Annotated in this window: 19 protein-coding genes; 7 read left to right on the top strand and 12 right to left on the bottom strand. The window is 36.1% G+C overall.

Annotated elements, in window-relative coordinates; translation table 11 throughout:
- Window positions 1-6: 6 nt before the first annotated feature.
- From HS129_03060 to HS129_03015, 10 genes are all read right to left on the bottom strand, one after another.
- Entirely contained in the window at window positions 7-1,620 is a 1,614-nt protein-coding gene (locus HS129_03060; protein ID MBE7411035.1) for a tetratricopeptide repeat protein, read from the bottom strand.
- Between the two features lie 5 nt (window positions 1,621-1,625).
- A complete protein-coding gene (locus HS129_03055; protein ID MBE7411034.1) occupies window positions 1,626-1,937 on the bottom strand; it encodes a hypothetical protein in 312 nt (103 codons plus the stop codon).
- 11 nt (window positions 1,938-1,948) lie between these two features.
- Window positions 1,949-2,644 (bottom strand): serine O-acetyltransferase, encoded by a 696-nt coding sequence (cysE, locus tag HS129_03050; protein MBE7411033.1) that lies wholly within the window; start codon window positions 2,642-2,644, stop codon window positions 1,949-1,951.
- A 25-nt stretch (window positions 2,645-2,669) separates the two neighbouring features.
- Window positions 2,670-4,436: a methyl-accepting chemotaxis protein gene (locus tag HS129_03045; GenBank protein MBE7411032.1), complete on the bottom strand. Its 1,767-nt coding sequence runs from the start codon at window positions 4,434-4,436 to the stop codon at window positions 2,670-2,672.
- A gap of 83 nt (window positions 4,437-4,519) precedes the next feature.
- Window positions 4,520-5,296 carry a hypothetical protein gene (locus HS129_03040; protein MBE7411031.1) on the bottom strand — a complete coding sequence of 259 codons (777 nt, stop codon included), beginning with the start codon at window positions 5,294-5,296 and terminating at the stop codon, window positions 4,520-4,522.
- A 4-nt stretch (window positions 5,297-5,300) separates the two neighbouring features.
- On the bottom strand, window positions 5,301-6,815 hold the full coding sequence (rodA, locus tag HS129_03035; GenBank protein ID MBE7411030.1) for a rod shape-determining protein RodA: 1,515 nt from the start codon (window positions 6,813-6,815) through the stop codon (window positions 5,301-5,303).
- Window positions 6,802-8,751: a penicillin-binding protein 2 gene (gene mrdA, locus HS129_03030; protein ID MBE7411029.1), complete on the bottom strand. Its 1,950-nt coding sequence runs from the start codon at window positions 8,749-8,751 to the stop codon at window positions 6,802-6,804. Before mrdA ends, rodA begins: the two co-directional genes overlap by 14 nt.
- Window positions 8,748-9,266: a rod shape-determining protein MreD gene (mreD, locus tag HS129_03025; protein MBE7411028.1), complete on the bottom strand. Its 519-nt coding sequence runs from the start codon at window positions 9,264-9,266 to the stop codon at window positions 8,748-8,750. Before mreD ends, mrdA begins: the two co-directional genes overlap by 4 nt.
- On the bottom strand, window positions 9,263-10,423 hold the full coding sequence (locus tag HS129_03020) for a rod shape-determining protein MreC (GenBank protein MBE7411027.1): 1,161 nt from the start codon (window positions 10,421-10,423) through the stop codon (window positions 9,263-9,265). Before HS129_03020 ends, mreD begins: the two co-directional genes overlap by 4 nt.
- A 13-nt stretch (window positions 10,424-10,436) precedes the next feature.
- Window positions 10,437-11,459: a rod shape-determining protein gene (locus HS129_03015; GenBank protein ID MBE7411026.1), complete on the bottom strand. Its 1,023-nt coding sequence runs from the start codon at window positions 11,457-11,459 to the stop codon at window positions 10,437-10,439.
- Between the two features lie 259 nt (window positions 11,460-11,718).
- Here HS129_03015 and HS129_03010 point away from each other — a divergent pair, with 259 nt between their 5' ends.
- A complete protein-coding gene (locus tag HS129_03010; GenBank protein ID MBE7411025.1) occupies window positions 11,719-13,272 on the top strand; it encodes a Ppx/GppA family phosphatase in 1,554 nt (517 codons plus the stop codon).
- An 11-nt stretch (window positions 13,273-13,283) separates the two neighbouring features.
- On the opposite strand, the gene HS129_03005 is transcribed toward HS129_03010, so the two are convergent.
- Entirely contained in the window at window positions 13,284-14,774 is a 1,491-nt protein-coding gene (locus HS129_03005; GenBank protein MBE7411024.1) for a leucyl aminopeptidase, read from the bottom strand.
- On the bottom strand, window positions 14,771-15,247 hold the full coding sequence (gene bcp, locus HS129_03000) for a thioredoxin-dependent thiol peroxidase (protein ID MBE7411023.1): 477 nt from the start codon (window positions 15,245-15,247) through the stop codon (window positions 14,771-14,773). The genes HS129_03005 and bcp overlap by 4 nt, the downstream gene beginning before the upstream one ends.
- Before the next feature lie 104 nt (window positions 15,248-15,351).
- Here bcp and HS129_02995 point away from each other — a divergent pair, with 104 nt between their 5' ends.
- The 6 genes from HS129_02995 (at window position 15,352) to HS129_02970 (ending at window position 20,852) form a co-directional block, all read left to right on the top strand.
- Window positions 15,352-15,726 carry a hypothetical protein gene (locus HS129_02995; protein MBE7411022.1) on the top strand — a complete coding sequence of 125 codons (375 nt, stop codon included), beginning with the start codon at window positions 15,352-15,354 and terminating at the stop codon, window positions 15,724-15,726.
- Window positions 15,727-15,810: 84 nt separating this feature from the next.
- Window positions 15,811-16,143 (top strand): STAS domain-containing protein, encoded by a 333-nt coding sequence (locus HS129_02990; GenBank protein MBE7411021.1) that lies wholly within the window; start codon window positions 15,811-15,813, stop codon window positions 16,141-16,143.
- Between the two features lie 46 nt (window positions 16,144-16,189).
- Window positions 16,190-17,296: a pyridoxal phosphate-dependent aminotransferase gene (locus HS129_02985; protein MBE7411020.1), complete on the top strand. Its 1,107-nt coding sequence runs from the start codon at window positions 16,190-16,192 to the stop codon at window positions 17,294-17,296.
- Between the two features lie 60 nt (window positions 17,297-17,356).
- On the top strand, window positions 17,357-19,093 hold the full coding sequence (locus HS129_02980; GenBank protein ID MBE7411019.1) for an acyl-CoA dehydrogenase family protein: 1,737 nt from the start codon (window positions 17,357-17,359) through the stop codon (window positions 19,091-19,093).
- 60 nt (window positions 19,094-19,153) lie between these two features.
- Window positions 19,154-20,230, top strand: a complete 1,077-nt coding sequence (locus HS129_02975) for a PilZ domain-containing protein (GenBank protein MBE7411018.1) — start codon at window positions 19,154-19,156, stop codon at window positions 20,228-20,230.
- Between the two features lie 97 nt (window positions 20,231-20,327).
- On the top strand, window positions 20,328-20,852 hold the full coding sequence (locus tag HS129_02970) for a hypothetical protein (GenBank protein MBE7411017.1): 525 nt from the start codon (window positions 20,328-20,330) through the stop codon (window positions 20,850-20,852).
- The last annotated feature ends 42 nt before the right edge of the window (window positions 20,853-20,894 follow it).

The raw sequence follows: 20,894 nt of genomic DNA, 5'->3' as shown, positions 1-20,894 counted from the left end.
AATTTCCTAAAATTTATTTTTTGAAGGATAGTAAATAATACTAATCCCTTTATTCAAAGTTCCCACCCAAACATAGTCACCCTCAAATTCGATGTGATTGATGTCATTAGAAATAAGTCCATTGACTACGGTATATTTTTCCCATTCATTTTTTTCCTGCCTAAAAATTCTAAGCCCACCGTCAACTGTGCCGACCCAAATTTCCGATCCTCTTTTTGCTATACAAACAGGGTAAGTTAGATTTAGTTTTTCGTCATTTCCCAAAAATTCGACCTTCCCTGTTTCAATGTCAATCTTGTTTAATCCTTTCCCGTGAATCCCTGCCCAAATAAATCTTCCATCAAGAATTGCATCTCTAACATCGTTACCGGACAATCCATTTTCTTTTGTAAAACTTTTGTAGGTGTTTGATTTTTTATCGTACAATACTACTCCCGCACCAAGTGTAGAAAAAACAATTCTGTTATCGTCTCCGTGGATACTCGGCACAAGATCAGACTTCAATGGACTGGACTCCCCAAGCACTGTCATTTCTTGGTTGATCTTATCATACTTTTTCACACCACCACCAAGACTCCCAAAATACAAATACCGATCGTCTTGATAAACCCTTTGCAATCGAAAATTTTTATCGCTGGAATTTTTAAAGTACGTCTTAAACTTAGAGTCTTTTTTTGTAAATCTTGTAACTCCTTCCAATGTAGAGACCCATACATAGTCTCCGTCTATTAAAATATCTCTAACCTCATTGGATAACAATCCATCCTCTGTAGTGAAAACCACAAATTTACCAGAGGATCGCGTATAACGCACAAGGCCAGATATAAAAGTTCCTATCCATATATCGTCGTTGTCAAACTTTATAGAAGTAACAGTTTCTTCGGGTAAGCCATTGGATTCAGTAATCGCAGAATTCATTATCTGTTTTATTAGTCTTTTATGTTCTGGATTTACGCTAAAATAATTTTCCGAAAGCAGATGAAAATATTTATAAGCATCAGGAGTATTTCCTTCTTGATAGGAATATTTAGAAGTAAGAAAATAGCATTCGTCTAAAATCTCTTTTTCAACGATTTGGATTCCTTTTGCAATAGATACCGCATACTTAAAATGTTGCAGTGCATCCTTTCCTTTTTTTCTTTTCGCTTCAATCTTACCGAGAAAAAATCGAGCCGTAAAAAGGAGTTCATGCGGTTTTTTGTTATTTTTCACATAATCTAAAAATATATCTGAAGACTTCTGCAATAGATTCATCTGAAAATAAGACCTACCGAGTAGGATTTTTAATTCTGATGTATATTTAATTGTTTTATAATTTTTTAAAAGCCTTTCATAGAGAGTTATTGTATCGGGGTAAGATTTTTCATCAAACTTAATTTTCCCCATTTTAAAAAGTGCGTCTCTAACCTCGTATTCATAAGGGGATTCTTTAATAAAATTTTCGTAATCCGTATAGGCTTCTTTAAAATTTCCTTTCTTGAATTGCTTTTCCCCATTTTTAAAATAGTGCAAGGGATCGTCGTTTTTTGAATACAATGCGTTTGAAAGAATTACAAGAGATAGTAAACCGATACCTATTTTTAAATAGTTAGGTTTGAAATTTTTAAAATACAAATTCAAAATATTTATTCCTCTGTCCAAGAATGGTGGAGTATTTTATAAAAATCTTCAATCGTTTTTGTTAAATTTTTAGGATAGTAGTTTTTGTTGTTTTCGATTGTCTGTTGGACTTCGTAAACCACGGATCGAATAAAAGAAGTTCTGTCTGACCTCGATCTGGAATTGATCGCTTCCATTGTAAGATTTTTTGCAGCCAATTGTTTTTTTAGTGCAGCCACTACAATCTGTATAGATTCTTCATGGCTAATTAATAGGTCTTTCATAAGTAACTTGGCAGATTCCTGAATTAACTCCATTTGTCTTTCGCTAATCGACATTTTACAAACCTCTAAATTCCATCACCATGAATAAAATCTTGAACATATTTTTCATCCTGTTCTTGTAATTTAGTAGAAGAATCAGACTTTCCAATTTTATTCATTGCCTTTTCAAGATTGTCAACCTTTTCATTAAGAATAGCAAAAACTTTAGCTACAGGATCGGGCATAAGATTATGATCCAACATCTGATCTCTTGAAAAAGAGCTATCTTTAACAACTCTTCCTGGAATTCCAACTACTGTGGAATCAGGTGGAACGTCTCTCATCACTACAGAGCCTGCACCAATCCTAACATTGTCCCCAATTGTAATATTCCCAAGAATTTTAGCCCCAGCCCCAACTACTACATTTCGATTGAGTGTCGGGTGACGCTTCCCTTTTTCTTTTCCTGTTCCTCCAAGTGTCACGCCTTGATAGATCAAACAACCCTCTCCTATCTCACTTGTCTCACCAATCACCACTCCCATCCCATGGTCGATCATTATTCCTTTGTGCAAAGTTGCCCCTGGATGAATATCGATTCCTGTAACAAACCGGCTTATCGAATTAAAAATTCTTGCGATCAAATAAAAACCAATTTTATAAAAAAAATGGGAAATATAGTGAAACCAAATAGCGTGCAAACCCGGATAACACAAAACTACTTCAAAATACGATTTTGCAGCTGGGTCATTCTGCCGAATTTTTTTTATATTCTCAAACATGATCTCGGTTTTATCCGATCCGAAATTAATTTACTTTGAATGAACCTATCAGTCCCCTCAATTTTTCGGATTGAGATGCAAGCTCAGTAGTTGATGCAGCCATTTCTTCAGCCGAAGCTGCAGTATTTTGCGCAACTCCATTTACCTGCTCGATTGCATTTGCGATCTCTCTGGTCGAAATTCCTTGCTCGTCGGTTGCCTTGGAAATAGATTGAGCCATGTTCGACAAGGTCATTACAGAAACCATTACTTTGCTGCTTTTTTCGCTTTGACTTCGGGTGGCTTGCAATATTTTATCGGAAAGGCGAGCGGCTTGATTGCTCTTATCTAAAATCTTATTCAGTGAATCTACAACTTGCATTACTATAGATTTTCCGTCGCCTACCTTGACCAGACTTTCAGAAATCAATTCTGCAATTTCTTGTGTAGCTTTCTGCGACCTCGATGCCAGTTTGGAAATTTCTTCTGCAACTACCGCAAACCCTCTGCCTGACTCACCTGCTCTTGCTGCCTCGATTGCAGCATTCAATGCAAGTAGGTTCGTTTGTTCGGATATATCGTTAATCACATTGATAATTTCGGAAATTCTTTCAGAGCTTTCTTCAATTGCGGCCATTCTCATACTTGCTTCAGATACCTTGGTTTGTCCGTCTTTCGCTTCAGCAAGTGCAGATTGAGAGCCTTCATTGACTACATTGGAGATTTCAGTAATTTCTGAAATCGACTTTGACAGTTCTTTCATCAAATTATTTGCATCTACAACTTCTTTCTCTTGGTCTTTAGCACTTCTCGAAACATATTCAACTGATTCTGAAATTTCTGTAATCGCAGAGGCGGTCTCCTCCAAGGAAGCTGCTTGGTTGGATGCACCGTCTGCAAGATTCCTCGATGTCGCAGACAATTCTTCCGCAGAAGAAGCCAACTGATCCGAAGTGTGTCCGATCTGATTGATTAAGATTTTGAAATTTTCAGAAGCACGGTTTAAAGCCTGAAGTAATTTCCCGATCTCGTCTTGTGATGGATAAGATGCACTCGCAGTTAGGTCTCCTTCGGAAAATTTATTTGCCATTTTTTCTATTAGAATAATTGGGGTAGCAATTCTTTTTACGAGTAGAGTGCTAACGATAAATACAATAAGCACGGAAATAATATAACCAACCCATAGAACAGTCTTTAAGTTTCTGGAAGTATTAATTGTTAAAATATGAGTTCCAACCATTCCTTCCTCAATATGGGAATAGAGAAAAGAAATTTTATTTAATAATGATTCATAAACTTTCGCTTTTTCCAAAAATACGATGAGTGCTTCCTTCCGTAATCCCTCACGCTTTTGAGCCGAAGACCCCGGCCCAAAAGCAGATGAATAATTCTTAACAATTTCTTTAGAAACTGCTGAAAATCCATTTACTAAAGTTTGTATTTCTTCGATGCGAGGAAGTACTTCTTTTTTTTTGTCATTATCTGCGTATTTTTGAACTTGCACTAAAATTTCTTTTATATATGTAGAAATTGAGTATTCAAGTCCTTCAATTTCTTTAGAATATTTTTGAAAATCTTCTTCATTTTCAGAGCCAACCATTAATAGCATTAAGTTTCTTCGTTTATCCAATGCAAATCCGAGTGTAGATGCTTGCTGGGACAAAGTTCCTATAAAAAACATTCTGTCTATGGTAGATTCCATACGGAATAATCCGATAGTTCCGAGAATGGTAATAAGTAAGGCAAGCAACTGAAATATAGCCACCGACCCGTAGATTTTTGTACGAATTTTTAAGTTTGAAATACTGAACATAGTACAATTATCGAAAAAATAGGGTTAATTTTCTACTATTTTGTAGTTTCTTTTTAAATTATTTTACTTAAATATCCGAAAATTCATTCGATTTTCTCAGGAATATAGTAATATCTCTCATTTTTCCACTTTATATAGTGAGTAATGGACTTTAAGCGTCTTTCTGTGGGTCGAAGCATCCTCTGAAATGTGTCTTTTGAAAATTGAACAAGTAACCCCAACTCATCGGAGTGAAAACATCTGTATCCCAAATTGGTTTTTAGAATTATTAAATCACAAAATTCATCAAAAATTCGATCTTCATCGCTAATTCCAAATCCCAAGGAAGGAAAAATCGGATAAAATTTTCCTTCTATTTTACATCGGGTTTTCTTTCTTTCTACATTTTTGATGATCTTTTTTGGAGAGTTGTCTATTATAAAATTTACAGACCGATAGCGAAATGTAAAATATTTTTCTCCACTCGAAACTTTTTTCCCTCTTTGAATCACCTCATTTTGGACAAAGTGTTCAGAGATTCTTTCTATTCTATTTTTTAGAGATTCGTTTAATAATTCGATGCTATCTGTTTTTTTTATCTTACTTACCGAGTGAAAAATCAGATCAAATTCTTTTTTACCGTATTCTCTTTTGGCACGAAAATTTTTGATGATTTTCAAAGAGTTATCAAGTCTTTTCTGAAAATATACCGACTCACTATTTTTCGCAATTTTTTTCATTTTGGCTAAAATTTCTTCTAATTGAACAATTTTTTCACTTTGTTCAAAAATCTCTTTCTCTAATTCAGATACCCCTTCTACAAATCTATCCTTTAGATCAAAGATTAAATTTACATTTTCAGTAATGCTTTTTTTTTTCATACACTTAGTTCGCGTGTTTTCTAATTTTAATCGAAATAATAATCCCTACAGCAGTCATAGACATGATTAAGTGAGAGCCACCATAGCTCATAAACGATAAAGGAATCCCTGTGATTGGTAGTAACCCAATCACTATTCCTACGTTTATTGCAATATGAAAAAAGATTAAGGCGACTATACCAGAGGCAAGCAGAGAACCAAACCTGTCTTTACTCTCAAAGCTAATCTGAAGCCCCCTTAGAGGAATTGCTAACAGAAAAAATAAAAGAATTGCCGAGCCTATAAACCCTGTTTGCTCTGCCCAAGAAGCAAAAATAAAATCTGTCCCACTCTCCGGTACGTGAGGGATTCTGCCCTCTGTCATTTCTCCGTTGAATAAACCTTTCCCAAAAAATCTTCCAGAGCCTACCGCCGGTTTAGATGCCCGAAGTTGATAACCTGCACCTTGTTTGAACTGATCTGGATTTATAAAAGCGGTCAATCGTATTACTTGGTTCTCCCTAAAAGGAATTGTTTTGTAAACAACAACCGACGAGATAATACTAATCCCAAGTATTCCTACCGGAATATAATATTTCCTGAGTTTTTCCTGTCCTCTGGAGACTCGAATAATTATCATAACCAGACTGGCTAAAATTAAAACACCACCGGTGATGAGCATAACAGTTTGGTTTTCAAAAATCTTATAAAAAATACTTGCGTGCTCTTCTTTCACTGCCTCTACAGTGTCCCTCAATATCTGGATATTTTTCGAATCCAAAACAAATCCATCTTTATTGGAGTGGTTTCTATTTTCTAAAATCGCCCATACCTTTCCACCTAATTGGTTTACAATAGAAAGAAGTTCTGTCTTTTCGGCTTTCTGAAGACCTTCTACTAAAAATGGAAAAAGAGTCAGCTTCGTATATTCTAAATACATCGGAATAGAAAGTGACACTCCACCCAGAACTATAAGTGAGCCTATATGAAGTATATCTGCTCCTCCGAGATAAAGCATTGTAAATAAAATAGGTAAAAAAGAAACCGCAGTTCCAAAGTCCGGCTGCAAGATAATGAAAAGCATAGGAATAAGCACAATAATAAATGGAATGACGAGAACTGTAATTTTTTTCATTTCCCTTTCTTTTAATACCAAATATTGTCCTAGAAGAATCACCGTTGACAACTTGGCAAATTCACTCACCTGAATTCCTATTGGTCCAAGTTTCAACCAAGACCGAGCCCCTCTTCCACTAGGGAGGTAACCGATTCCAGGTATCAGTGTAATGATAAGTAAGAAAATCGTAAACAGATAAATAGCCAAGGCGTAAGAGCCTATCAATTGATAGTTGACTCTTGTCATTAAATACATGCAGATAAGTCCGATACAAAAAAAGATTAATTGCTTATACCATCTACCCGTTCCACCGGAAACATTGGCTTCTTGAGTGTAGAGTACAAGGATTCCACAAAAAACTGTAATGACTACAGAGACTACCAAAAGATAATCTATCTTGTCCAAACTTTTATTCGCCATTATCCGATGCCTCCTGTGGAGATTCTTCATCCATTCGATAGTTTGCAGGTGCTTCGACTCTTTTGAATGTTCCGGGTGGAAATGCAGCTTTAAAAACTTCCCTTGCAACAGGACCCGCTCCAGCAGCACCACCTATACCGTATTCTAAAAACACTGCAACGAGTACTTGTTCTTCTGGCATAGCGTTGAAAGGGGCATAACCTATAAACCAAGCATGGTTTGACCCGGATGTTCCCCTTCTCTTCGTTTGAGCTGTTCCAGTCTTACCTGCAATCTCAGGAAGAAACGGAAGATTTAATATCTTAGACGCTGTACCAGTTTTTCCGACTGCTCGTAGCCCTAATTTAATCGCATCTATAGAAGACCTTTTTAAAGGAATATCTCTCAAAACTTTTGGAATATTTCTTTGAATCACTGAATTGTCAATCGGGTTTCGTATCTCGCTTACAATATAGGGTTCATAGATTTTTCCACCATTGATAATCCCTGCATAAAAAAGTGCCATACCCATAGGTGTAGTAGAAATAAACCCTTGCCCTATGGATAAATTTACGGTATCCCCATCAAACCATTTAGTACCGTAAGTTCTCTTCTTCCATTCATTAGATGGGACAAACCCTACGATTTCTCCCGGAAGATCAATATTGCTTTTTTTATCTAAACCGAAAAGTCTCGCATAAGACAATATAGACTCCGATCCGAGCTGATAACCAAGATTATAAAAATACACAGAGCAAGATTTTTCGATAGCATGGATTAGATCATTTGTTCCATGCCCTTTTTTATCCCAACATAAAAATTCCTGATCAGGAAATCCTGCGAATGAGCTTTTCAATACCCATTTGCCACTACAAGTATAAGAAACAGAAGGATGAAAATCCATTTTATGCTCACTTTCCAATGCAGCAAGAGCAACTAACGTCTTAAAAGTAGATGCAGGAGGAAATTTAGACTGAATCGCAAGATTTAAAAATCCTCTATTTTTTTTCACTCTATTAAAATGTAAGAGTCTTTCTTGCTTATTTTTTCCCGAAAGAATATTCGGATCAAAACTCGGATTGGAAGCAATTGCAAGAATTTCACCTGTTGCCGGTTTCATTGCAATCACTGTTCCGCGTATATTTTTTAGTGCCCTGTACGCCGCTATCTGAATATTTTTATCTATGGTTAAAATTAAATTGCTTCCTGATTTAGCGTGCTCTATTACCCTTTCTTCTTCTATATTTCCTTCTGAATTTCTTTTCTGAATCCTAAAACCATCGCTACCTCGTAAAATAGAATCGTACTGTACCTCAATCCCACCTTTTCCGACAAGTTGGTAAGATTTGATTTCGCGACTCACAAGGTCTTCTCTACTCGGCTTGCCCACATAACCACTGATATGGGCAAAAGCCGGACCCATCTGGTATATTCTTCTGGGAGAAGGAACGAATAAAATATATTTTGCTACATTGTCAAAAACAGAAATTCTTTCATGTTGCTTTTTAGAAATTCCTTCCAGAAGTACTATCGGCTGCTTGGAACGAACTTTTTTTGTAAACTTTGGCTCTGAAATTTCTTCCGAGTAATATTCTAAAGGAATCGAAAGTACTTTATAAAATATTTTTATATACTCTTTGATTTTTTCTGGATTATTTTTTAGTAGCGCGCTATTGACAACTGCATCCAAAGAAGCTGTATTGGAAATGAGAGGACTGGAAATCTCTGGTGTCAAAAAATTACGGTCAAAGATCTGTCCTCGAGATGCCGGGAGAGACTCACTTTTTCGTATAAATCTCTCTGCCTTTAAAGAATTTTCAGCTCCCTGAAGAAGTTGCAAATTGATCAGTTGAATTATAAAAACTACAAGTGTAAAAACAATAATTCCCGTAAAAAAATATAGTCTTTGTTTAAAACTTTTCTCAAGTCTGTACTCCGAGACAGAAGACGATTGTCTCATATTTTTGAGCCTTCCACAGGTTCTAAACGATATGCCCAAGTAAGGAGAAAAAATACGATAGGCGAAATTGCTCCATTGTATAACGAAGTCACTAAAAATCCATAATTTTCATTGGAATGAAAAAAAATAACGAATAGAAAGTATGTAAATATTCTTGAAACCAAAGTGACAATAAAGTTAGCAACGAATACGGATAGCAAATTTTCGTTGTAAGCCGCCCTACCAAATTTCCCGATTAAATAACCAAGAATAGAAAAGCTCATACTATGGAGACCGACCTTGTATTGAATCATCCCTGTAGAGCTGATTTCGCCCCCAAGACCTGCATCACTTAACAACCCTCCGACAAAACCCACCCAAAGTCCGCTCAACGCCCCTTTTCTAAGTGCAAAAAATGTTACGATAAGAATCATGAAATCGGGTTTAATATTTTTTCCGAGTTCAAATAAATTGGATCCGTTTAAAAAATAGGCTATCAAGATTCCCGAAAATATAACAATTTTTTCTAATATCATTCAGTTACCGGTGGAATTTTTAAATTCTCTTCTTCAGTTGACTCATTTTCTTCTGATGGCTTGGGAACAGAAGTGGACTCTTGTTTTTTCTTATCATTTTTTACTTGAGGGGCATTCATGTCTTTTGTAGTTTTTTGCTTTTCTTCCTTTGTCTCATCAGGAAAATTCAACTCACCGAAAATAGAATTTTCTATGGAAATGTTTTTTTCTTCCGGCCAGCTCAATGCCCACTTGTCGGGTGCTTTCAAGATTACAGTAACGTATTTTAATTCTTCAAATTTTACAAAAGGACGAAGGTAAGCTGTTTTAAAATATCCATTTCTTGGACCTTCTTCTATAATTGTACCTACTGGAATACCGGGTGGAAAAATACCGCTTCCGCCTGACGTATATACTGACTTCCCGATTTTGCTAAAAGAATTTAAGTCAGAGCCTTCTTTTCCCTGAGGGAGGGAAGGACCCATCTGAAAAGAGCTAAAAGTTCTTGGATCAATAATAATTCCACTATCTATAAAATTCAAAACTGCATCTGTTCCTCTCCCAGAATTCCCGGAAAGGTTTGCCCATAAGTTTGTGCCAGGAATCTCTACACCCATATAAAAATTGGAATTGATAAGTGGTTGAATCACAGACGACGAAGACGAAACTGCAACAATCTTTCCAACAATAGAACTAATGACTTCTCCTTTGTCGTCTAACGCACGTGCAACAACGGGCATGTACGGTTTTATACCTGCATCAGATCCTTTATCGAGTAGAATCGTTCTATAGATAGAATTCAATCTTACAGAAACTACCTCAGCCTTGACCCAAGGATGTTGCACTAAAGGAGAAAATTTTAATTCTCTGCGAAGTGATTCATTTTCATTTTTTAATTTCTCAAGATCGTGAGGAAGTAGCTTGTATTCATCGGCTAACTTTTTATAAAAATCTCTTTCTTTGCGAACAGTTTCAAAACTTTCGATTTTATTGTAGGTACTCTTAAATACATCTCCGAGAGAGTCTATCGAACTGGAAACTGTGTCTCCTATTCTTGCGGTATTCACCACTCCCCTGACTAAAAAATTACCATTCCAGAATAAAGAAAAAAGAGAAAATAAAAAACAAAAGCTAACCGAGCTAAATTCTTTATACTGATAAATTTTTGCCCAGAGCATAAATTCCCAAGCCCTATCTCACTCCCGGCTTAATGTATTTTAATTCATCAAGGTATTTTCCGGTTCCTAAAACCACACAGGTCAAAGGATTTTCTGCCCTAAACACAGGCACACCGGTTTCTCTTGCAAGGAAAAGCTCCAATCCTCGAAGTAAACAACCCCCACCAGTAAGAACGATCCCTCTTTCTACTATATCCGACGCGAGTTCGGGTGGAGTTCTTTCCAATACTCTCTTGATTCCGTCTAAGATTTGATCTGTAGGCTCCTTGAGTGCTTTTCTTACTTCGTTTGAGTCCAATTCTAAGGTTCTAGGTAAACCGGAAATAGCGTCCCTTCCTTTTACTTCCATTGTATCTACTTTTTTTTCACTGAAAGCATTTCCAATTGTAAGTTTAATGTCTTCAGCGGTTCTGTCTCCAATTACCAAATTGTACTGACCTCTGAGGTGCTTAATAATAGCCTCGTCAAACTCATCCCCACCCGTTCGGATAGAATCTGCAATCACCATTCCTCCCAAAGAAATTACGGCTATTTCTGTGGTTCCACCACCAATATCTACAATCATATTTCCGGCAGGCTCGTGAATAGGGATATTGGCACCGATTGCAGCAGCGAGTGCCTCTTCTATCAAAAAAATCTCCCTTGCCCCTGCTTGCTCTGCGGATTCTCTTACGGCTCTTCTTTCCACTTCAGTAATCCCTGAAGGTACTCCGATTACAATCCTTGGCTTAACAAATGTAGTTCTGTTATGGACTTTTGCTATAAAATAACGAATCATTTTCTCTACAGTTTCAAAATCTGCAATCACTCCATCCTTCATCGGTCGAATGGCAACAATATCACCAGGGGTTCTGCCGAGCATTCTTTTTGCTTCCTGCCCCACAGCCAAAACCCTACCGGTTGAAGCCTGAACTGCTACAACACTCGGCTCAGACAGAACAATCCCTTGTCCTTTTACGTGAACAAGTGTGTTTGCCGTTCCCAAATCGATTCCCATATCGTTTGAAAACAAGGCATATAAATTATCAAAAATCATATTGCATTCCCCAAAGAATAATAAAATAAAAGTAAAACGTAAGATTCCCTACTTGAAATTATCGGAAAAAACTAAATTTTCCGGTAAAGAATAAGTAGTCTATTTCACTACTGAAATCAATATTTTTATACTATGTCTCACTTGCAACTTGAAAACCTTTTTTCAAAATCTAAAAAATTTTGAGTGAAATAAATCTACAGTTCCGTAAAATTGATTCGTAGTCAGGTCAAAATACATTATGGCAAGTGAGTCAAAAACTATGGAAAAGCGAAACCTTGCAGCAATCGACTTAGGCACGAACTCCTTTCATCTTGTCATAGTAAAAGTAAAACAAAATTCTTCTTTTGAAATACTTGGAAAAGACAAAGAATCCGTTAGACTTGGCAGTGGAGCCGGACTAAACGAAATCATCACTCCTGAAGCAATGGAAAGGGGAATCGCTTGCCTGAAAAGGTTTAAACTACAGGCAGACAGGCAAAGTGCAGATGTCAGGGCAATTGCAACTAGCGCTCTCAGAGAAGCAAAAAACAGAGCTGATTTTTTAAAAAAAGCAAAAACAGAAGTCGGAATTGATATAGAAGTAGTTAGCGGGGTAGAAGAAGCAAGGCTTATATATTACGGGATATTGCAAGGACTTCAAATATTCGATAAAAAAATTCTGATGATTGATATTGGCGGTGGGAGTACGGAAATTTTAATCGGACAAAAAGGAAACATACTTTTTTCTCAAAGTTTAAAATTAGGGTCGATTCGACTGACAGACAAATTTTTTATAGGAGATCCTATTTCCAATTCAGATATTTCTCATTGCAAAATGCACGTAGAAGGAATGATTTCCCATTTTAAAAAGGAAATTGAAAAACACCAACCAGAAATTGTGGTAGGTGCATCCGGTACAATTCAGTCCATTGCCCAAATGAATATATCGACCGGCTCAGAAGAACTTCAAAGAAGTCTGAACAATTATACATTTTCCATAGAGGATTTAAAAAAAGTCAGAGGTATTTTAGACTCGGCTGATACTCTAAAAAAAAGAACAAAAATCCCTGGATTAGACGCTCGGCGTGCAGATATTATCGTTGCAGGGAGTGTGATACTAGAAAAAATCTTTGATACTTTTCAACTAAAAGAGCTAACTGTTTCAGATTATGCTCTAAGAGAAGGAATAATATACGATTCAATTCAAAAAGCAGAAGGAGAAAAAAAATCTCCCTTCCATAACCTTGACAATATTCGTCTGACTGCGATCACAAATGTTTCCAACTCTTTTCCGTTTGAAAAGGAGCACTCTCTCCACGTAAAAAATTTGGCACTCAAAATATTCGATGAGCTTTTAGATATTCATAAATGCAGTGGAGAAGAAAGGGAATATTTAGAGGCAGCAGCTATCTTACACGAGATAGGTCTCGGTATTTCTCACAGCTCTCACCATAAGCACAGTTATTACATTATCAGAAATGCAGAAGCTATGGTAGGTTTCAACTTTACTGAAATCGAAATCATAGCACTCATCGCAAGATACCACAGAAAAAGCTCCCCTAAGCCAAAGCATTTAGAGTTCCAAAAACTTTCTGCAGAAAATCAGCTTCTTGTAAAAAAACTTGCAGGAATACTTAGGATTGCAGATGGACTGGACAGAAACCACAAACAAAACATTGAAGACCTAAACTGTGAAATTCAATCGAAAATCATTCTTTTCAAGCTAAGAGCCAAGTCGGGGGCAGACACTCTCTTAGAAATCTGGTCGGCTCAACAGAAAAAAGAGCTCTTTGAAGAAGTGTTTGATCTAAAAGCCGGGTTTGTGATAGTTTGAAATGTTGAATTTTATTTATTTCTTAAAACTTCAGCTAACTCTACTAACAACCTTACACCATACCCTGTTGGACCACTGGATTGAGTACCGGAAGGCTTTCCTCTCCATGCAGTTCCGGCTATGTCTAAATGAGCCCATTCGATTTTAGGATCAATAAATTTAAACAAAAATTGTGCCGCAGATAGAGTTCCTGCTCCTTTGCCGCCAGTAATATTTTTTAGATCGGCGATATCGCTTTTCAAATCTTCGCCATACTCTTCCCAAAAAGGCATTTCCCAAACCCTGTCTTTGGATACATTTGAAGCCTTTTGAATATAATCAATAAAAAGTCCAGAATTAGAAATTAAGGCAGCCGCCTCATGTCCAAGTGCAGTGATCACAGCCCCTGTGAGTGTAGCTAAATCCACCATATATGTAGGCTTGTATTTTTTACTGACGTATGCCAAAACATCACCAAGCACTAGCCTTCCTTCGGCATCTGTATTTTGCACTTCTACTGTTGTGCCGTTGTAAGCAGTATATACATCTCCGGGTCGAATAGCTTCTCCATCCGGCATATTTTCTACAACTCCAATTGCAGCAATTACAGAAATATCTAATTTTAAACTTGCAATCGCAGCTATAGCATGAATTGCAACTGCAGCCCCTGACATGTCGTATTTCATTTCGTGCATATCCGCCGAAGGTTTGATACTAATCCCACCTGCATCAAATGTAAGCCCCTTCCCAATAATTGCAAGCTGAACTGATCTTGATTTTTTCTTAGGCATATATTCTAATAGAATCATTTTGGGTTTTATGGGAGAGCCTTTACTCACCGCAAGAATTCCGCCGAACTTTTCTCTTTTTAGTCTGTCCTCGTCAAATACCGTAATATTTAAATTTGTAGTCTTTGCAATTTCTCTCGATCTCTCTACAAATTCTACAGGAGTAAAATAATTAGCAGGCAGGTGTTGAATATAACGAGCCTCATTCAAATACTTGGAAACAATTTTTGCTTTTTCTAATGATTTTTTTGCATCTGGAATTTTATTTTCATCTTCTACTATAAACGTAATATTGCAAGTCTCTCTTTTATTGCTTTTAAATTCCTTAGATAGCACCTTCAAATCATAAGCTCCAACTTCCAAGGCCACAGATAAATGATAAATAAGCTCATGAAAAGGAGTTAGAGAAAGGATAAGTCCTTTTGATAAATGAATTTCAAGGTCAACACCTTTCCATTTTGAAATTTTTGCACCTAACTTAATATAGACTTCTGAAATCTTTCTAATATTCAGTGAATCTTCATCGCCCAGACCAAGGTAAATCGTATTTTCTGTAGAAGACTCTAACTGTTGATTCCACTCTCCCGTGAACATATTCCCACCAATTTGCAAATCAAACTTACGTTTTAAATCTGAACTGATCTTGTCTTTAAAAACATGGTGAATTTTTAAACATGAGGATTTCTTACTTGAACGGCTAACACTAAATTTTAACTTTGACTCATCAATTTTCATTTTACTAATTCCATTATATCGTTCTTAATATTTGCAACATGAGATTTTACCTTCACTTCATCATAGACTTTTAAAATCTTTAAATCTTTGTCCAATAAAATCGTAGTCCTGACTATTCCCTTACTCACTTTGCCCATAAATTTCTTATCTCTATAGACTCCAAACCTTTTGCAAATATTATAATCTTTGTCTGAAATTAAAATAAACGGAAGCTCATACTTATCTTTAAATTTCTGATGAGAAGCCTCGCTGTCTCCGGAAACTCCTGCAATACTAAACCCCAATTTTTTTATATCCCCAAAATTATCTCTAAAGTCACAAGCCTCAGTAGTGCAACCCGGAGTCATATCTCTCGGATAAAAATACAATACGATACCTTTTTTCCCAAGAATAGAATTTATATCTTTACTTTTTCCTTCTTCATCTGTAAAACTAAAAGATAAAATTTTTTCTCCAATCTTAAGCTCACCCAATTATTTCTCCTCTTCACCCAATAAAAATTCCAGTCCTTGAGTGTAAATTTCTATTTTTTGCTTAGTCCGTCAGGTTTTCTTGAAAATCAGCCGAAAGAAAAAATATGAACCCAAAAGAAAGAGCCGAAAAAATCAGGGAAGGAAATAAATCTTTTAATGAAGGAGATTATTCCAAAGCAAGAGCCTTATTCCTTGAGACAGACTATAAAGATGGGCTTATCCGTATGGGGGACTACTTTTTTTATGAGAGAAGACTTCCTATTTTAGCCTTTGGTTATTACAAAAAAGCAGGGTATCAAAGAAAAGTGGATGAGATTTTTCAAAGGATGATACTCGCACTCGGTCAATGGATTGGTATGGATAAATTAAAAATTCAACCTATCAAACCACCTCAAATCCCGGATCTTTCTCCCGATGATTTTATAGTACACCCGATCTTAAAGCAAAAAGCGCTTGAAATTCTCGGAAAAAAAACATAAGAAATTTCCAAAATTTTCACAAGATTATTTTTTTTTCTGGACTTTTTCTCTTTGTCTGGCAAAAAAGTGAAAAGGATTGAGTAAATGAACTTCAACGTACAAGAAATAAATCAAGTTCAGGTTATTGATGTTCAAGGAAATATAGACCTGTACAACATAAAGCACCTAAAAGATTTGGTCGATTCACTTATCGCAGAAAACAAATCAAAGATTATACTCACATTGGACAATGTACCTTTCATTGATTCATCAGGGCTTGGAGGTCTTTTTTATATGATAAATAAGATCAAAAAATCAGGCGGAATGATGAAGGTCACTAAATCCACCAAGACTTTAACAAATTCCATAGAATTGATCTTGCAAGATACGAATATTCAATTTTGTAAAACTGTGGATGAAGCAGTAAAGTCATTCTAAGAACCTTATTTTCAAAGTGTAACCGCTCACAATAAACCTATCCCAATTGAGACTACGTGAATTTTTCATTGAAGACAGATTAGAAAAATACAGACTCAACTCTTTTTGCAACCTTGGAGAGAGTGGCATAAAAAATAAAAACTTAGACTCTCTTCTACAAGAAATTGATTTCAATTTTCAAGAATTTAAAAATATTACACTCGATGATTCTCCCAATACCGGAAGAAAAGACTTGCGAGAAACAATCGCATCTCTTTATCCCAATGTCCACCCGGATGAAGTTCTGATTACAACCGGAACCGGTGAAGCTCTTTTTATACTTTTCCAACTGATTTGTAAACCAAATTCCAGAGTTAGCTTATTCTCCCCTGCGTTTCAGGCTTTGTATGAAATTCCTTCCATGCTTGGTTGCAAAATTGAAAATATAGAAGTAAAGGACTCTCTTGAGATTGCCTCGCTATTCAATTCTAAATCGGATATACTTGTAATAAACCACCCCCACAATCCTACTGGAAAAATTCTAAGTGATAAAGAACTTAGTTTCCTGAAAACAGAGGCACCCAAGTTTCAAGGGTATATCGTATTCGACGAACACTATAGATTTCTTCACCCTACGGAAGACATGTTCTTTAGTGGAGCAAAACTATCAGAAAAAACTTTTACCACAGGCTCAATCACAAAATGCTTTGGAGTCATGGGGCTAAAAATCGGATGGCTAATAGGAGATAGAAACTTTTTAAAAAAAGCTCGCTCTTTCAAAGACTATCTTACCCATACAGTAAGCCCGATTACAGAGCTACTAACTCTTAAAATTTTACAGAAAAGAAAAAAATTGATCGAGCCTATAAAAAAAAATCTTCAAAAAAACATTCAGTACATGAAGGAAAATTTTTCAAAAATCTATTCTATTCGCTCTTTTCATCCTCCTGAAGGAGGCGTGGTGAGTTTTCCTGAATTAAGAAAGGGAATTCAAAGCGAAAAATACTGCGACGACCTATACGAAAATACGGGTGTATTTATACTTCCCGGAAAAAATTTTGAAAAAGAAGGATTTGTGAGAGTTGGTTTTGGAGAAAGCCCCGAAATTTTTCAAAATGGAATAGACTTATGGATCGAATTTGAAAAAAGTTATAATCTAAAAGAAAAAAAGTAGTTTCCCAAAAGAGAGGTTGAAAAATTCTCTTTTTTAAATTAAAATAAAAAGGTACTTATCATGATCCAAAGCAATTACTTCACAGACAACGATGACCTTCAACTGCAATTTCAGAAAATAGTAAACTGGGACGAGGTTGTAAAAACTTACGAAGGAGATTTTGAAGACTCCAAGAAATATAAAGAAACCGGAGACGAAAGATATTCATTTGCCCCATCTACAAAAGAAGAAGCCTTAGACTACTACCAATCAGTGTTAAATTCTCTCGGAGAAATTTCAGGAACAGAAATCTCTCAAAGAGCCAAAGCCATGGACAACACCGGATTAAAATACAAAGACGGAAAAGTCACATTCCCCAAAGAAATGATCGAAGCCTACAACTTGGTGGTCGATGCTGGGCTACATTCTTTTTCCATGAGTCGAAAATTCGGTGGACTCGGAATTCCACTCTCTGTTCAAGTTTTTGCGATGGAATTGGTAGCCAGAGCAGACGCATCTCTTTATATTGCACTTAGTTGCGTAAGCCTTGCAGAAACCATAGAAAGATACGGCTCCGAAGAAATGAAAGAAGAATGGGTTACTAAAATGGCAAAAGGCAGCGTAACCGGCGCTATGGCACTCACAGAGCCAAATTTTGGAAGTGACCTTCCTTCTGTTCAAACCAAGGCAGTAAAAAATCCAGACGGAACTTATACTCTAAACGGTACAAAAAGATTTATCACCCACGCTTGCGGGTTTGCGGACATACCATCCGTTATTTTAACCTTGGCAAGAACAGGAAGCCCTACAAGTGGTGCAAGAGGACTTTCGTTTTTTCTTGTGGAAAGTAAAGACATTCAAATAGCAGGGATAGAAAAAAAGATGGGGCTACACTGCTCCCCTACTTGTGAAGTTGTGTATGAAAACACCAAGGGAATCCTGATCGGTGAAGAAGGCAATGGTCTTGTAAAATACGCCATGGGAATGATGAATACTGCAAGAATGAGCATTGCAGGACAGTCTCTCGGTATTGCAACTGCAGCAGCCTTTGAAGCCAAAAAATATGCAAGAGAAAGAGTGCAATTCGGTAAAACCTTAGAAAACATCCCTGCTGTTAAAAAAATGTTGGATAGGATGGACAGAGAGCTTGCCGCAGGTAGATGTTTGCTTTTAGAGGCGGCAAGAACAGTTGATAACTATCTATGGAAAACGGAAAGATTAGAAAGAAACGGAGTAAGCGAAAAAGAAATTCGTAAAGATGAAGAAATTCGCAAATGGGAAAAGTTAGCAAACTATTTTACCCCACTTGCAAAATACTATTTATCGGAATTGTGTATTTCTATTTCTTTTGATGCTATTCAAATCCACGGTGGTTCTGGATATACAGAAGACTACGATGTTGCAAAAATCTATAAGGACTCAAGAATTACAAATATCTACGAAGGAACTACCCAACTTCAAGTTGTTGCTGCCATTGGCGGGGTAGTGTCTGGAATGTCTCCAAGCGGCCACCTAAGAGCCTATATAGATGAAACTATGTCGAATTTTTCGATTACACCTGAGCTTGCCAAGGTGAAAGAAATTTTTGAAACTGTAGTCAGTACATTCAAAGAAATCAAAGACAATACACGAAAAGATACATTAGCTTTTGAAACAGTTGAAACCTCTGCAAGATTTATAATTGGTTTACTATTTGAAAAATCTGCATCCAAGTTAAGCGGAGAAAAAAGAGAAGAAAGGTTAAAGTTGATTAAGGCTTACAACCAAGATAGTATCGCTATTTGCGAGGCGAATAAAATAAAAATTTCATTCAACTAAACAGTTCAGTAAATTATAAAATCGGTTGACAGATTTTTTTTCTAATTAGAATCATGCCCTATGGCAATTTTAATCAGATCCATTCCTCTTCCGATTTTTTTTATCTCAGCATTTTTTTTCACAATTCCACCGGTTAGTTATTTTATGACTGCATACAGTTATAGAATACCTATCGAACAACCTCTGATGATTTTTGCCAGATTCAATTGGGTGACTTATCTATTTTTTGTCCTATCCTTTTTCATAGGTTTTGGTTTACTGAAAGCAAAAAAATGGGCGTTCTATCTATTTATCGGATTTTCCTCTGTGATTGTGCTCTACAATGTGTTTTCCATGGGGAAGGTAATTTTTCTCCCCAATCACTATTCTCAATTTTCTGTTTCTGGAATTGTGATAAACACACTCGTTTCACTCACTATTTTAATAGGAATATTCTATTTTCTTCAAAAAGAAATCTCCGCCCCCTACCTTAGCATTCTACCTAGAGGTTGGAGAAACAATATTCGAGATACGATCCCACTACCTGTAAAAATCACAAACAATAAAGGGGAATCTGTTACACTGCCTACTGACAATGTATCCATAAACGGTATATTTGTGAAACTACCGGATTATACTCTGATAAATGCAGGAGATACAGTAAACCTGACAATTTTTCCTGAAGAAAAAGAGCCGATTCCTTTGCAATTTACGGGAGAAGTAACAAGAACCATAGATTCAGACGAGGGCACTCCGGGTGCCGGAATTCGATTTATAAAAGATCAAAAATTTCAAGAATCTGGCAAATATCTTCAGTCATTTTTAGAAGAACAGTACGCACCAAGATATGAAATTGATGGGACAGCTTCATTTGAAATTAAAGGAAAAGATGAAACCTATTCAGGAACACTCTACAATTTGTCTTCCAACGGATTCTTTCTTGAAACAGACTCTCTGCCCCAAAAAGGAGACAGCATATATTTATCCTTGATTAGCCTTGCAGTCAAAAGAAAAGTGCCCGCAAAAGTAGTTTGGGTAAATTCTGAAAAAATTAACTCTAAACCAAAAGGGTTTGGAGCCAAGTTTGAAAAGAATGTATTCTTTTCTCTTTTTCCCCTACTCTTAAAACTATCTCTGAAAGGATCAATCAAAAGATAATTTTTGCATCTCTTTTCTTTTATTTGACAGAAAATAGTTTTTTTAAAAAAAATATTTTCATTAGTAAAAATTAAAAAAATTATTCATTGGAGAATGTATGAAAAAGTTATTTAGCTTAGCTGTTGCAGTTGTATTTTTACTGTCTATGCCTATTTTTGGAGACGTGAAATTTCCAGAGCTGGAAGTTATCCAGATAGCCAAAAAAACTAAGAAAGACAAAGAAGAAGAAAAAAAAGAAACAAAAAAAACAAAAAAGAAAAAATCAGATAAAGACGAATCTTCCGAAGAACCTAAAGAAAAAAAGGAAAAGAAATCTAAAAAAGAAATCTCATCAGAAAAGAAGAAAGAATCTTTAGACGACGAAAAAGAAACTAAATCTAAAAAGAAACCCAAAAAAGATAAAGATGAGTCCTCTGAAGAAAAAAAAGAAAAAAAGTCAAAGAAAGAAAAATATTCTTCAGATGACGAGCACAAGGATCATAAAAATCACAAGACTTCAGATAAATCCAATAAGTCAGGAAAGTGCACAGTATTCTGTGACAAGGGAAAACCTTGTGGAGATGCGTGTATCGCAGACGATAAAGAATGCCACAAAGAGCCGGGCACTGCTTGTAAAAAATAAATTTCTTAAATAGGCACAAGTTCGCTAAATATACTTGTGTCT

This window comes from Leptospiraceae bacterium, from assembly GCA_015075105.1.
Taxonomy (GTDB): Bacteria; Spirochaetota; Leptospiria; order Leptospirales; family Leptospiraceae; genus JABWCC01.
The sequence above is the reverse complement of the archived record's forward strand: the minus strand, read 5'-3'. Positions and strand labels throughout refer to the sequence as shown.